A 14,131-nucleotide genomic window follows, 5' to 3' on the forward strand; every position below is an offset into this window, starting at 1 on the left:
CCCCGGCGCGGAGTTGCCGCGCCCCTGGGGGCGACCGGATTACCCGGCCTTCCGCGCTCCAAACCGGAGTGTCAGGTACCTAACGGAAACCTCGATCGGGCTCCGGCCGGCTGCAACGGGGGTTGTCCGGCTACGCGCTCACCTGCGGCCTGCTGCTGGTCCCGGCCGGCCGGTACGGCGACGCCCGCGGCCGCCGCAACGTCGTCATCGCCGGGCTGCCCAGGGGTGCCTCGAAGGCCGGGGTGTGGACGCTCGCGTATGGAGTGGGGACTCCGGGCCATGGTTCGTCCACGGGATGTCCGCTGGACTTGAGGTATGACAGAGACGATGACGACCCGGGGCCTGACCGCGGGCGCGCTCGGCGGCTCGCTGCTGTGCCTGGGGCTGATGGCCGGGCTGTTCTTCGCGTTCAGCGTCGCGGTCCTGCCGGGGCTGCAGGCCGGTGACGACCGCACGTTCGTCGCGACCATGCAGCAGGTCAACGTGGCCATCCAGAACGGCGTGTTCGGGCTGGTCTTCATCGGCGCCCTGGCCTTCCCGGTGCTCGCCGCGGTGCTGCTGGCCCGCGCCGGGCACCGGTCGGCCGCCGGGTGGACGGCCGCAGCGGCCGGGCTCTACCTGGTCGTGCTGCTCCTGACGGTCACCGTCTCGGTGCCGCTCAACAACCGGCTCGCGGCTGCCGGGCTGACCGATCCGGCCCAGGCGCGGCAGGCGTTCGCGGGGGTCTGGGTGCGGATCAACCACCTGCGTACCGTGCTGACCACCCTCGCGCTGGGCTGCCTGGCGCCGGCCCTGGTCCGCGGGGCCGCGTGGATGGCAGGGTAGCCGGGTGGACACGCTGACCGGGTTGCTCGACGGGCCGCGCGCTCGTGACGCGTTCCTGCTGCGGAGCGTGCTGGAGCCGCCGTTCGCGCTGCGCATCCAGGACGAGGCGCCGCTGACCCTGGTGACGCTGCTGCGGGGTGCCGCGCTGCTGCTGCGCGGCGAGCAGGTGATCACGCTGGAGGTCGGGGACGTGGCGGTGATCCGGGGGCCGGAGCCGTACACGATCGCCGACGACCCGGGGACGCCGTGGCAGACGGTCATCGGGCCCGGCCAGGTGTGCACCACCGTGGACGGGGTGCCGCGCGAGCAGCTCGGCGTGCGCAGCTGGGGTGACCGGGCGGACGGCGGGACGGTCCTGCTCACCGGCACGTACCAGCTGACCGGCGAGGTCAGCCGCCGGCTGCTCGGCGCGCTGCCGGCGCTGCTGGTGCAACCGGCCGCGGCCACCGACCGGACGCTGGTCGCGCTGCTCACCGACGAGATGGCCCGCACCGACCCGGGTCAGGAGCTGGTCCTGGACCGGCTGCTCGACCTGCTGCTGATCTCGGTGCTGCGGGCCTGGCTGGCCAGCCCGGCCGCGGGCGGCTGGCACCACGCGCACCGGGACCCGGTCGTCGGCCCGGCGCTGCGGCTGCTGCACGACGATCACCGCGCGCCGTGGACGGTCGCCGGGCTGGCCGCGCGGGCCGGGGTGTCCCGGTCGCTGCTGGCCCGGCGGTTCACCGCGCTGGTCGGTGAGCCGCCGATGGCGTACCTGACCGGCTGGCGCCTCACGCTCGCCGCCGACCTGCTGCGCGAGCCGTCGGCGACGATCGAGGCGGTGGCGCGGCAGGTGGGTTACGGCAGCGCTTTCGCGCTGAGCACGGCCTTCAAACGCGAGCGCGGGCTGAGCCCGCAGGATTTCCGCCGGCAGTCCCCCACCGAAAACCTCATCGGGTACGACCCGGAGTTGCCCCCCGTCGTCGTCCTGAACCCGCTGTCGTCACCCCGCTCAAGATCGACAGGGGACAGACGTTCCGGGTCCGCGGCGGGATCTTCGACGGGACCGTCGTCAAGGACCTGCTCACCCCCGCAGGCGCCGTCACCAGGGGCGAGCCCCGGCTCCTCGGCACCATCCCGGTCGTCCCGGTGACCATCGCCGGGACGACGTGCTCGACCGCACCCCCTCGGTCCCGGTGTGATCAGCCCTGTTCCGGGGCGAACGGCACTCCCAGGGACCGGCCGCGCAGCGTGACGGCCAGGGACTCGCCGAGGAAGCTCAGCCCGATGCTCAGCGGGATCGGGCGGGCTTCCGGGCGCATGCCGAGCCTCGTGGCCAGCAGGCCGAACGCGGCCATCAGCAGCAGTGTGCCGGCCACCACGGCGAAGGTCCGGCCGGTGTAGCGCTGCCACAGGAAGCCGGACCGCGCGAAGACGACCACGAAACGGCCGCGCAGGTAGCCGAGGGTCACCCCGAGCAGTGCGCCGGCGAGCAGCCAGGTGTGGTCGGCGGGGCGCAGACCGGAGGTGTGCGCCAGGGTCCACAGACCGATTCCGGTCAGCACCACCGGTGGCGCCCACAGGTCGCGGGCGTTGAGCGGCTCGCCCCGCACCCGCCGAACCACCACGACGACCAGCACTACGACCGCGATCGCACCCAGCACCCATCCGTTCACCACGGCTCCCCCGTTTTAGCATCACTCTGCTAAAACAATGTGGCATGGGCGTGCTAAAAAGTCCACATGCCCAAGGTCGTGGATCCTCAGCAGCGCCGGGCGGCGATCGCGGACGCCGTGCTGGCCGTGGTGGCCCGAGCCGGCCTGGAAGCCGCCACCCTGCGCGCCGTGGCCGACGAGGCCGGGCTGGCGATCGGGTCGGTGCGGCACTACTTCGACGGGCACTCCGAACTGATCATCTTTGCGGCGCAGGAGCTCGACCGGCGGATCACGCTGCGGGTGTGGGCGCACACCGAGCGGATCCTGGCGTCGCTGGCCACTGCCGGGGATCGGGCCGAACGACGCCGGCTCAGCGAGGAGCTGCTCGCCGAGTGGTTGCCGCTCGACGAGGCGCGCGAGCGGGAGGCCGTGCTGCGGCACACGTTCACCGTCGCGGCGCGGACCCGGCCCGAGCTGTTGCCGCACGCTCGTCAGCTGCGCAGGTCGATGGCTACCGTCGTACACAAAGTGCTCGAAACGGCCCGGAGTGCCGGCGGCCTCGCCGCCGACCTGGACCTGGAGCGGGAATCGGCCCGCCTCTGCGCCCTGCTCGACGGCCTGAGCCTGCGCGCGGTCACCGGGTCCCCGGGACCGCTGCGGGATCTCCTGCGGGCACACCTGGATGCCCTGCCCTGAGCCTCAGCCGGGTCCGCGGGCCAGATGGTCGCGGACGGCGGTGACGGCGGCGTCGAAGATGTCCGGTCGCAGGACCGGGCCGGCGTTCTTGGTGACGGACCCGAACCCGACGCGGTCCGGACGACGCTGCACCGGCACCTCGACCCGGCGGCCGTCCCGCAGCACCAGCCAGATCGCCGGGCGCGCGGTGACCAGGCCGAACACCTCGGCCGGCGCGACGGCGACGGCGGCGATCTCGGTCCGGGTGAAACGGTGGGTGCGCAGCGGGCCACGGACGAGCACGCCGTCGTCGCCGAGGTAGAGACCGGCCCAGCCGATCCGGAAGACCATGGTCAGCCACAGTGCGATGAACGCGGCACCGGCCAGCATGGCCAGGACCGGAGCCCGGGCGATCACGGCCGTGGTGCCCGCGACGACCGTGAACAGGATGCCGAACACGACCAGGAACACGCCGACGTACTGCTGGACGGTCCGCGGATACGGCGCTCGCCACTCCCCCATATCGACGATCATCGCACCGATGCCGGGTCGGCGCTCAGCGGAGCTAGGGACGGCGGCCGATCAGCGCACGCAGGGCGCGTCGGTGATCAGCTGGTGCTCAGGGGTGCCTCAAAGCCACTGAGACACCCCTGAGGACCAGCCGGGGACCCGCAGGCGCGCGGCGGTCCGGGGTGGGGGCTGCGTCGCGCGAGGCCACCACGGGACTCGGCTCGTAGCCTGCGGACGGGCGCTCCGTATTCGTACCGGAAAAGGGGTGACCGGAAGCGGTCAGCGGACCGTGAGGCCGAGGGTCTGCGCCAGGGACGGTGCGGCCTCGGCGAGCTGATCGTGGTCGATGACCGCGCCGCGCAGCGAGTCCCAGCCGTCCGCGATGTCCAGGGCCTTGGTCCGGCGCAGGTCCAGCTTCTTCACGGTGACCTTGGTGAACCGGGCGCGGCGGAGCGTCGAGCCCGGGAACGTCACCCCGGTCAGGGTGGCCGAGCCGAAGTCGACCTCGGTCAGGTCGCAGTCGCGGAACTCGACGTCGTGCAGCCGGGTGGCGCGCAGGTTCAGGCTGTCGATCTTGCAGCCCTGCAGGACGACGCGGCGCCAGGTGCCGCCGTGTGCCTGGACGCCGGCCAGCACGCTGTCCAGGATCGTCACGTCGAGCAGGTCGGCCTCGGCCCAGCTGGCGCCGATCCAGCGGGTGCGGGCCATCCACACCTCGCTGAACCGGGCCCGGCCCAGGTCGCCGCCGGTGAACGAGGTGCCGGTGAAGGCACTCTCGTCGAACCGGGCGCTGCCCGCCTGGATGCCCTCGAACTCACCGCCGTCCAGGTGGGCGCCGGTGTAGTCCTCGTCGCGGTCGAACTCGCCGGCGAACGGCTCCAGATGCTTCGCGTACGGGAGAGCGGCCAGTTCCTGGTGCACCTTCATGGGAGAAGAACCTACGCTGCCCGATAGCCGGCGGCCTGCAGGGTGAACAGCTGCGCGTAGACGCCGTCCACCGCCATCAGCTCGCGGTGCGTACCGGATTCGATCAGCGCGCCGTGGTCCATCACGAAGATCCGGTTGGCGTGGGTGATGTTGGCGAGCCGGTGCGTGATCAGGATCGTGGTGTGCCGGCCCTGGCGGTCGCGCAACGCCTGGAACAGGGCGTCCTCGGCGCGCGGGTCGAGGGCCGAGGACGGCTCATCCATGATCAGCAGGGGTGCGTCGCGGAGGAAGGCGCGGGCCGCGGTGATCCGTTGCCACTGTCCGCCGGAGAGGTCCTGACCCTCTTTGAACGTACGGTCGAGCAGCGTGTCGTACCCGTGCGGCAGCTCCTCGATCATCTCGTGGGCGGCGGCGCGCCGGGCGGCCGCCTCGATCCGCTCCGGGTCGGCGGTGGCGTCCACGTCGCCCATCGCGATGTTGGTCGCCGCGCTGAACGGCCACTTGTGGTGCTCCTGCAACGCCACGCCGATGTGGGCGCGCAGCCCGGCGGTGTCCCATTCCGGGTACGGCCGGCCGTTCCACTCGATCGTGCCGCTGCCCGGCTCGCGCAGCCCGGAGATCATCGCGGCGAGCGTGGACTTGCCGGAGCCGTTCTCGCCGACCAGCGCGATCGTCTCGCCGGCCCGGACGGTCAGGGTGACCTGGTCGACGGCCGGGCGGTCCCGGTCCGGGTACTGCAGGGTGACCGCGTGCACGGCGAGTTCGCGCAGCGGCTCCGGCACCGGGCGTTCGTCGGCGGGCGGGGGCAGGTGCTCGGCGGCCGCGGCGAGGAACCGGATGTACTCGTTGAAGAACTGGCCGCTGGCGTAGACCCGGTCGACCTGGAACGTCAGCAGGGCCAGGGCGCGCTGGGCGGCCTGCACCGCGATCACGCAGGTCGCCGCGGCCGCGAGGGGGATCTGGCCGTCCAGCAGCAGGAAACCGAGCAGGGCGTAGACGCCGGTCAGCGCGATGCCGCCGATCGACGCGCCGACGCTGGTCGTGGTGGTGACCCGCTGGGCGACGGCCAGCTCGACCGCGATCTGGGCGCCCATCACCCGGTCGTAGAGGCCGAGCAGGAAGCGGCGCAGGCCGTACGATCGCAGCTCGGCCGCGGAGACCCGGTCGGCCATCAGGGTCTGCAGCACCCACTGACGGCGGCGGCGGGTCGAGCTGGCCAGGTAGCTCTGGAACCGGACGTGGCCGGCCCGCAGCGCGGCGTACCCGGTGGGGACGGTCGCGACCAGCAGGGCGAGCAGCAGCAGCGGATGAATGGTGATCACCGCGATGATCACGGCGAGCAGGCTGACCACGCCGGCGAACAGGTTCATGGTGTTCTGCACCAGCTCGACGGCGGCCTCGGTGCCGCGGGTGGCCCGTTCCATCCCCTCGGCGAACCCGTCGTCGTCGAACGCTTTCAGGTCGACCGCGGTGGTGTGCTCGAACAGCTCCCGTTCGACCGCCACGTGCACCCGCGGGGTGAGGCCGTTGAGGGCGTAGCCGACCGCCATCCCGAGCGTGCCCCGGATCGCGGCGGCCGCGGCCAGCAGGATCAGGGCGGGCAGCGCCGCGCGGACCCGGTCCGGGGTCGGCCCGCCGGCGAACAGCTCGATCAGTACCCGCTGGGTGGCGAGCAGCCCGAACGCGGCGAGCACGCCGCTGCCCAGGGTGGCGACGGCGACCATGCTGGTGCGCACCCGGTCGGCGCGCCAGGCAACCCGGACGGCCTTGCGGATCAGCCCGGGAAGTTCGGTGAAGACGCCGAGCATGCCGGCGTCGGCCCGGGCCCGGACTCCGGTCTCCCACCAGCTGGGTCGCAGCTCGGGGAGGACCGCCGGGACGGTGGGCTGGCTGGGAAGCGGAGTGTCGTCGGAGCGGACGTTCTGGGTGGTCGCGCTCATACACCCCATTCTCCCCCGGGCGCCGGAGGAAGGGTCGGACATCTTGTCGGTCACCCGCCGGCTGTGACGGACCTCGCGGAATAGCGCGCTCAGGGCGGGTAAGGGGTCAGGATGGCCAGGTCCGCCAAGATCGTGAGGATTCGACTTGAAGCTGTTCACGCCCGTCCAGTTCGGCTCGCTCGAGCTGAAGAACCGCCTGGTGATGGCCCCGCTGACCCGCATCCGCGCTGACGAGAACGGCGTGCCCGGCGACCTGCTCGTCGAGTACTACCGCCAGCGTGCGTCGATGGGCTTGATCGTCACCGAGGGCACCTGGCCGGTCCGTGAGGGCCGCACCTGGATCGGGCAGCCCGGCATCGAGACCGCCGAGCAGGTGGCCGGCTGGCGCCGGGTGGCCGACGCGGTGCACGCCGAGGGCGGCACGATCGTCATGCAGATCATGCACGGCGGCCGGATCTCGCACCCGGAGATCACCGGCTCCGGCCGGACGGTCGCCCCGAGCGCCCTGGCCGCCCCCGGCGAGATCCGGGTGATCGAGGGCAAGGCGCCGCTGCCGGTGCCGGACGCGCTGGACATCAACGAGATCCCGGTGGTCGTCGCGGGCTTCGTCGCCGCGGCCCGCAACGCGATCGCGGCCGGGCTGGACGGCGTGGAGGTGCACGGCGCGAACGGTTACCTGATCCACGAGTTCACCTCGCCGGCCTCGAACGTGCGCACCGACGCCTACGGCGGCTCGCCGGAGAACCGGGCCCGGCTGGCGATCGAGGTGGTCACCGCGGTGGCCGCGGCGATCGGCGCGGACCGCACCGGCATCCGGCTCTCCCCCGAGCACAACATCCAGGGCGCCCTGGAGACCGACCCGGACGACGCGCTCGCCACCTACGTGGCGCTGGCCGAGGGGCTCGCCCCGCTCGGCCTGGCCTTCGTCGACATCTTGCACGCCGACCCGGCCGGCAAGCTGGTCCAGAGCATCCGGGCGTCCGCCGGCGCTCCGGTCGTCGTGAACACCGGCTTCGGTGTGGTCACCACCCGGGACGAGGCGATCCGGCTGGTCGGCGAGGACCTCGGCGACGCCGTGGCCGTCGGCCGGGCCGCGATCGCGAACCCGGACCTGGCCGAGCGGTGGGCCGGCGAGCACCCGGAGAGCGCCCCGGACCCGAGCACGTTCTACTACGGCGGCGCCCGCGGTTACACCGACTACCCGACCCGATAAGTAGCCTGGTGTCGAGACGAATCTCAGGAGGATCCATGCAGACGCGCACCGACCTCATCGAGGACTTGATGAGCCGTTTCCCGCACGTTCCCCGGGAAGCGGTGATCAAGGAGGATCTGCTGCGCGGCGGCCTGGCGTTCGACGACGCGGCGCTGACCGACAACGAGAACGGTGACGTCAAGCCGAAGTCGTACTTCATCTTCTCCTTCGATCACCGGACCCTGCCGGAGCTCGGCGAGGCGGCGCTGCGCCGTCCGCCGGAGGAGATCGTGCTCACCGGCGGGCCGTACGACCTGCGCCGCACCGTGGTGTCGGTGCGGATCAACCCGTCCTCGCCGTACAAGGTCACCCCGGACGCCGACGGCCGGCTGGTGCTGACCCTGGACGGCCGGACGATCGCCGAGGTGGGCCTGCCGCCGATGCCGGACTACTACCGGCACACCCTGAGCAACGGCAAGCAGGTGATGGAGGTCGCCCCGACCATCCAGTGGGGCTACCTCGTCTACCTGACGGTCTTCCGCGTGTGCCAGTACTTCGGCGCCAAGGAGGAGTGCGGGTACTGCGACATCAACCACAACTGGCGCCAGCACAAGGCGGCCGGCCGGCCGTACACCGGGGTGAAGCCGATCGACGAGGTCCTCGAGGCGCTCGAGATCATCGACAAGTACGACACCGCGAAGACCTCGACGGCGTACACCCTGACCGGCGGCAGCGTGACCTCGCAGGTCGGCGGCAAGACCGAGGCGGACTTCTACGGCCAGTACGCGCAGGCCATCGAGGAGCGCTTCCCCGGCCGGTGGATCGGCAAGGTGGTCGCCCAGGCGCTGCCCCGCGAGGACGTGCAGCGGTTCTACGACTACGGCATCCGGATCTACCACCCGAACTACGAGGTGTGGGACAAGCGGCTGTTCGAGTTCTACTGCCCCGGCAAGGAGCGCTACGTCGGCCGGGAGAACTGGCACCGCCGGATCCTGGAGTCCGCCGAGGTGTTCGGCCCGCGCAACGTGATCCCGAACTTCGTGGCCGGGATCGAGATGGCCGAGCCGTTCGGCTTCACGACCGTCAACGAGGCGATCGACTCGACGACCGAGGGCCTGGAGTACTTCATGTCCCGCGGCATCACGCCCCGGTTCACCACGTGGTGCCCGGAGCCGACCACGCCGCTGGGCAAGACCAACCCGGACGGCGCGCCGCTGGAGTACCACATCCGGCTGCTCGAGGCGTACCGCGCGACCATGGAGTCCAACGGCCTGACCAGCCCGCCCGGGTACGGCCAGCCCGGCGCCGGCCGCGCGGTCTTCTCGGTGAGCTCGTTCATGGACAGCCTCCCCGCCGAGGACTGATCTGTCGTTTTTGCGGAAAGCCCGGCAGCGTGTGCTGCCGGGCTTTCCGCGTTCATTGCTGAACGGTTTCCGTCGGGATACAGTCGCCTTAAGCGAACGGCAAACGTTCAGTAATAGGTGATGACCATGGGCATGGACGGACCGGGCGCGATCCTGGTGGGCATCGACGGGTCCACGCCGTCGATGCGCGCGGCGGCGTACGCCGTGGGCATGGCCCGGCGACAGCACTGCCGGCTGATCGCGGTCTACGTGCGGAGCCTGCCCTCGTCGCTGCTCCCCTTGGCCGACACCGGTGGCACCGCCACGGTCACCACCATCGACGCGCAGGACGCCATCGAGCGCGAGCTGCGCGAGGCGTTCCAGGAGTACCTTCCGGCGCTCGGTGTCGAGGCGGAGCTGGTGATCCGCACCGGGGACGCCTTCGCCGAGCTGATCGCGGCCGCCGGCGAGGCGCGCGCCGACGCGGTCATCGTCGGCCGGTCGGCCGGGCTGCTGCACCGGATCGCCGGATCACTCGCGGTCAAGCTGGTCCGTTGCGGCCGCTGGCCGGTAACCGTAGTGCCCTGACCTGCACCCCGATTGCGCTCGTCCAACCCCTGCAACCCCGATCTAACCCGCCGATCCAAGGAGGCACATCCCGAAAAGAAACTTGCCAGAAGGACACTGATGACCACCTCCCGCTTCCGCACCCGCGCCGCCGCCCTGGCGTCCTCGCTCCTGCTGGGTATGGTGCTTCCGGTGTCCCCAGCGCAGGCAGCGACCGTCCCGGCACCCACACTGGCCGGCCGGATGGCCGACGTGAAGGCCGCCAAGACGATGAACTACTACCCGTCGAACGCCGGCTGGTCGGCGATGTGGACCGGCTTCGACGTGACCGCGATCGACACCGACCTGGCCAAGGCCGCCGCGCTCGGCGCCGACAACGTCCGCGTGATCGTCTTCCCGGACGCGTTCGGTTTCCCGACGCCGAAGGCCGACTACGTCGAGCGGCTGCGCAAGTTCATCAGCATCGCGGACTTCTACGGCATGACCGTCAAGCTCACCCTCTTCGACTGGTGGGAGGGCTACAGCGACGTCACCCGCAGCATCACCTGGGCGAAGACCATCCTGACGCCCTACAAGGACGACCCGCGGGTGGTCACCGTCGAGCTGAAGAACGAGTTCCAGCCGGACGACGCGGCCGCGATCACCTGGGCCCGCCAGGTCATCCCGGCGATCCGGGCCGCCGCGCCCACCATGCCGCTGACCCTCTCGGTCGACGGCGGCACCGGCGCGGCCGGCATGGCGAAGATCAAGTCGTCGCTGGCCGGCACCCCGCTGGACTACTACGACTTCCACTTCTACGGCAACTCGGAGCGCTCGCTCGCCGAGATCCGCAAGGCGCAGGCCGCTGTCGCGCCGGCCCCGATCGTGATCGGCGAGACCGGGCTGAGCAGCGGCATCACCACCGAGGGCGAGCAGGCCGCGTACCTGGCCCGGGTGTTCCGCGCCGCCGCCGAGGCCGGGGTCGGCTCGGTCGCGCCGTGGACCCTGAACGACTTCACGGCCGGCGCGATCCCGGCCAACTCCAACGTCTCGACGGTGCCCGCGCAGTACACGTTCGGCCTCTACCGCGCCGACGGCAGCGCCAAGCTCGCCGCGACCGTGGTCCGCACCGCGTGGACCACCGGCACCACCCCGAACAGCGTGCTGAACCTCGGCTTCGAGGCCCCCGCGAACGAGTCACCGTGGCGGCAGAACCTGCCCGAGGCCGGCGCCGGCACGGTCACCACCGACATGCCGCGCAACGGCAGGTATTCGCTCCGGTTCGCCGGCACCACCCGGACCAGCGCCGGCCTGCCGTCGCTGCGCACCGCGCCGATCACCCCGGTGCAGGGCGGCTACAAGTGGCGGGCCGAGGCGTTCGCCCGCGGCTTCAGCGCGACCGGGATCACCGAGATCTCGCTGAGCTGGTTCGACGCCAACGGCAAGTGGCTCAGCGAGAGCACGTCGAACCGCCTCCCGGCCGGCAACACCACCTGGACCAAGCTGGTGGTCGAGACCGCGGCACCGGCGGGCGCGGCCAGCGTCCAGCTCCACCTCAAGTCCGCCGACAACACCGGAGTCGTCTATTTCGACGACGTAGCGATCTCCTGACCGGTTTCGATCGCGTCTTGATCCACTTTCGGTCAGCGTCGTGATCGGCGAAGATCAAGATCAAATTCAGGATGTCGTGCGTCCGCCGGGGTACAGATCGCCGCTCCCGCCGGGACCCCTGCGGGCTTCGCTGGCCGCTGGCGCGTCCAGAACGCGAAGCCCTCCGGGGCGACGTCCGCGGGTGGGCGCGGTCAGAGCAGAATCCACTATGGTCGCTGCCGTGGATGCCAAGACCGAGGAACTCCGCGACGCCCACGACGTGCTCGCCGACTTCTACGTGACCTACCTGGACGGGCAGTTGGACGGCGACCCGATCGAGCGCTCGATGCTCGACCTGTTCGCCGAGCAGGTCCGCTCCTCGGGCCGGCTCGACGTCGCGGATGTCGGCTGCGGCACCGGGCGCCTGCTGCCCTACCTGGCCGCCAAGGGCCTCACCCCGCGCGGCATCGACCTCTCCCCCGGCATGGTCGAGGTGGCCCGCCGCGACCACCCCGGCTTCGACGTCCAGGTCGGCGACCTGTGGAACCTGCCGTTCACCGACGGCGAGCTGGCCGGGGTGGTCTGCTGGTACTCACTGATCTTCCTGGCACCGGACACCCGCGCGGCCGCGTTCGCCGAGCTGGCCCGGGTCATCCGCCCCGGCGGTTTCCTGGTCACCGCGTTCAAGAACGGCGACGGCTCCCCCCGCCGCGGCGGCCGCAGCGCCAACCTGGGCGTCGAGTTCGACACGTACTGGCTCTCGGCCGCCGAGATGCAGGCCCGCTTCACCACCGCCGGCCTCACCACGGTCTTCCTGGGCCACCGCCCCTTCAACCCCGTCCCCGCCGGCTACCTCCTGACCCAGAAGAACCCGTAAGCCCCCAACCCACCAGCCCCACAGCCGCACCAGCCCAGCCCCCGAGCCACACCCCGGCCCCGCCCCGCACCTCGAACCCGCAGCACACCCCGCGCCACACCTCGAACCGCAGCGCACCGCGCCCGCACCTCGAGCCCGCAGCACACCCCGCGCCGCACCTCGAACCCGCAGCACACCCCGCGCCACACCTCGGCCCCACAGCGCACCCCGTGTGCCGCACCTCGGCCCCACATCTCGGGCCCGCAGCGCACCGGGCCGCGCAGCCAGGCCATGCCCTCAGCGTGGCAACCCGCCGCATTGCGCCGGACATATCCGATTTATCGGTCCTCGGCTATTTAGCGGGCCACGACACCCGATAGATGGCGCCGGCCAGGTCATCGCTGACATAGATCGCCTGGTCGGGGCCCTGAACAGCCATGACCGGCCGGCCCCAGCGCTTCCCGTCGGAGTCCTGGAACCCGGCCAGCAACGTCTGCTGCGCCCCGAGCGCCCCGTCCTTCCACGGGAAGAACGACACCTCGGGCTCCCGCGGCGGATTCCGGTTCCACGACCCGTGGATCCCGACCAGCGCCCCGGCACCGTAGGGCGCGGGCAGCCCGGGCTCGGTCGCGAAGCTCAACCCGAGCGGCGCCGAGTGCGCGCCCATCCCTTGCTCGATCGGCGTCAGCTTCGCGCAGTCCAGCTTCTTGCCGTCCCGATTCAGCTGGTAGTCCCGGTCATAGGACCGGTCGGTGTCCGGGTTGCAGTAGGGCCACCCCAGATCCCGCCCCTGCGTCAGCTTGGCGAGCGGCTCCAGCGGGTGGTCGTTCACGTACTTCTGCATGACCTTGCCCCGGTCGGAGTCCCCGTCACCGTCGTAGTCCGCGTCGTCCGGGTAGGCGATGTTGTCCCGGTTGTTGACCGCGGTCCACACGGCACCGTCCGGCGCGACCGCCAGCCCGGTCCCGTTCCGCACCCCGCGAGCGAACGTCGTCGGCGCCCCACCCCCGGCCGGCGCCTTCAGAATGGTCGCCCGCTCCGGGCTGGCGTCCCGATCGTCAGCCGACACGTTCCCGGTCGATCCGACCGAGACATAGATCGTCCCGTCCTCACCGATCGCGACGCTCTTCAGCGCGTGCGCATACGCCCCGCCCAGCTCCGGACTCTTAGCGTCGGGCAGCCCACCGACAACCACCCGCTTCCCGGAGACCGCACCGTCCTTGTAGGTGAACGCATCCACCTGATCGCTCTCCGCCACATAGAGCGTGTCCCCGTCAAACGCCAGCCCGTGCGGCTGGTTGAGCCCACTGACCAGCGTCTTCCCCACAGCCACCCCACCGCCACCGCTCGCCGCACCACCGTCACTGCCGGCGCTGCCCGTGGAGCCGGCCGCGCCGAGCCCACCGGAGTCGAGCACCAGCACGTCACCGACCTTGGGCCGCGACACCAGCAGCTTCCGATCAGGCGTCCAAGCCAGCAGCCGAGCGCCGGGCACCTTCGCCCACACGCTGACCTCCCACCCGACCGGCACCCGCATCCGCTGCCCGTCCCCCAGCCGCACGGTGGTGTCGACAAGCGCCGCCCTGTCCCCAGCAGCCGCCGCCTCGCTGGAAGCCGTAGCCCCCTCACCAGCCGCCGCCGGAGCCTCATCCCCCGACGAGCACCCCGCCAGCATGAACGCCAGACTCCCCGCCACCACCACCCGCCCAGAAACCTTCACCCCGCCAGTTCTACCCGCTCCCCACCACCCCCACCACCACCCCCACGAGCCCCTCCCCGCTCACTGCCCCCGGCCAGCGCCTGACGACCACCCCAACCGCCCCGAAACAACCACCAGCACCAGCCCGACCCCGTCCCCACCGCTCTGCCCCACTCGCTGCCCCCAGCTGGTGCCTGCGGCTGCCTCAACCGCCCCGAAACAACCGTGAGCACCAGCCACCCCCGCCCAGCTGCCGCTGACGACTGCCTCCACGGGCCCGAGGCAACCCTGAGCACCAGCCACCCCCGCTCCAATGGCACTTAGCTTGAGTTGACGTGCCGGTAGCTCCTGGGCAGGGCGGTAAGAGTCCGCAAAGCCAGATCGCGTGCGTCTA

General features: G+C 71.5%; 12 protein-coding genes and 1 pseudogene. 8 read left to right on the top strand and 5 right to left on the bottom strand.

Annotation, left to right across the window (positions count from 1 at the left end):
• Window positions 1-315 precede the first annotated feature (315 nt).
• Window positions 316-825, top strand: coding sequence for an anthrone oxygenase family protein (locus Apa02nite_RS30740; protein WP_203828141.1), 510 nt, complete (start codon window positions 316-318; stop codon window positions 823-825).
• Window positions 826-829: 4 nt separating this feature from the next.
• Window positions 830-1,732 (top strand): annotated as a pseudogene (locus Apa02nite_RS30745) (AraC family transcriptional regulator); the annotation flags it as partial.
• A 274-nt stretch (window positions 1,733-2,006) separates the two neighbouring features.
• On the opposite strand, the gene Apa02nite_RS30750 reads toward Apa02nite_RS30745, so the two are convergent.
• Window positions 2,007-2,480 (bottom strand): DUF1453 domain-containing protein, encoded by a 474-nt coding sequence (locus Apa02nite_RS30750; protein ID WP_203828143.1) that lies wholly within the window; start codon window positions 2,478-2,480, stop codon window positions 2,007-2,009.
• 66 nt (window positions 2,481-2,546) lie between these two features.
• On the opposite strand from Apa02nite_RS30750, the gene Apa02nite_RS30755 reads away from it, so the two are divergent.
• Window positions 2,547-3,155: a TetR/AcrR family transcriptional regulator gene (locus Apa02nite_RS30755; protein WP_203828144.1), complete on the top strand. Its 609-nt coding sequence runs from the start codon at window positions 2,547-2,549 to the stop codon at window positions 3,153-3,155.
• A 3-nt stretch (window positions 3,156-3,158) separates the two neighbouring features.
• On the opposite strand, the gene Apa02nite_RS30760 is transcribed toward Apa02nite_RS30755, so the two are convergent.
• The 3 genes from Apa02nite_RS30760 to Apa02nite_RS30770 form a co-directional block, all read right to left on the bottom strand.
• Window positions 3,159-3,668, bottom strand: a complete 510-nt coding sequence (locus Apa02nite_RS30760) for a hypothetical protein (RefSeq protein WP_203828145.1) — start codon at window positions 3,666-3,668, stop codon at window positions 3,159-3,161.
• 255 nt (window positions 3,669-3,923) lie between these two features.
• Window positions 3,924-4,571 (bottom strand): pentapeptide repeat-containing protein, encoded by a 648-nt coding sequence (locus Apa02nite_RS30765; protein WP_203828146.1) that lies wholly within the window; start codon window positions 4,569-4,571, stop codon window positions 3,924-3,926.
• Window positions 4,572-4,582: 11 nt separating this feature from the next.
• Window positions 4,583-6,511: an ABC transporter ATP-binding protein gene (locus tag Apa02nite_RS30770; protein ID WP_239164679.1), complete on the bottom strand. Its 1,929-nt coding sequence runs from the start codon at window positions 6,509-6,511 to the stop codon at window positions 4,583-4,585.
• A gap of 145 nt (window positions 6,512-6,656) precedes the next feature.
• On the opposite strand from Apa02nite_RS30770, the gene Apa02nite_RS30775 reads away from it, so the two are divergent.
• The 5 genes from Apa02nite_RS30775 to Apa02nite_RS30795 all read left to right on the top strand — a co-directional run bounded on the left by Apa02nite_RS30775 (window position 6,657) and on the right by Apa02nite_RS30795 (window position 12,059).
• Window positions 6,657-7,724: an alkene reductase gene (locus tag Apa02nite_RS30775; protein WP_203828147.1), complete on the top strand. Its 1,068-nt coding sequence runs from the start codon at window positions 6,657-6,659 to the stop codon at window positions 7,722-7,724.
• 35 nt (window positions 7,725-7,759) lie between these two features.
• The gene (locus Apa02nite_RS30780; RefSeq protein WP_203828148.1) at window positions 7,760-9,067 is read left to right on the top strand and encodes a radical SAM protein; all 1,308 of its coding nucleotides are present in this window, start codon (window positions 7,760-7,762) and stop codon (window positions 9,065-9,067) included.
• A gap of 126 nt (window positions 9,068-9,193) precedes the next feature.
• Entirely contained in the window at window positions 9,194-9,634 is a 441-nt protein-coding gene (locus Apa02nite_RS30785) for a universal stress protein (protein WP_239164680.1), read from the top strand.
• Window positions 9,635-9,733: 99 nt separating this feature from the next.
• Window positions 9,734-11,203, top strand: a complete 1,470-nt coding sequence (locus Apa02nite_RS30790) for a cellulase family glycosylhydrolase (protein WP_203828150.1) — start codon at window positions 9,734-9,736, stop codon at window positions 11,201-11,203.
• Between the two features lie 220 nt (window positions 11,204-11,423).
• Entirely contained in the window at window positions 11,424-12,059 is a 636-nt protein-coding gene (locus Apa02nite_RS30795) for a class I SAM-dependent methyltransferase (RefSeq protein WP_203828151.1), read from the top strand.
• A 331-nt stretch (window positions 12,060-12,390) separates the two neighbouring features.
• On the opposite strand, the gene Apa02nite_RS30800 is transcribed toward Apa02nite_RS30795, so the two are convergent.
• On the bottom strand, window positions 12,391-13,758 hold the full coding sequence (locus tag Apa02nite_RS30800) for a PQQ-dependent sugar dehydrogenase (RefSeq protein WP_239164681.1): 1,368 nt from the start codon (window positions 13,756-13,758) through the stop codon (window positions 12,391-12,393).
• Window positions 13,759-14,131 lie beyond the last annotated feature (373 nt).

Origin of the sequence: Actinoplanes palleronii, from assembly GCF_016862315.1 — a bacterium.
GTDB classification, from domain to species: Bacteria; Actinomycetota; Actinomycetes; order Mycobacteriales; family Micromonosporaceae; genus Actinoplanes; species Actinoplanes palleronii.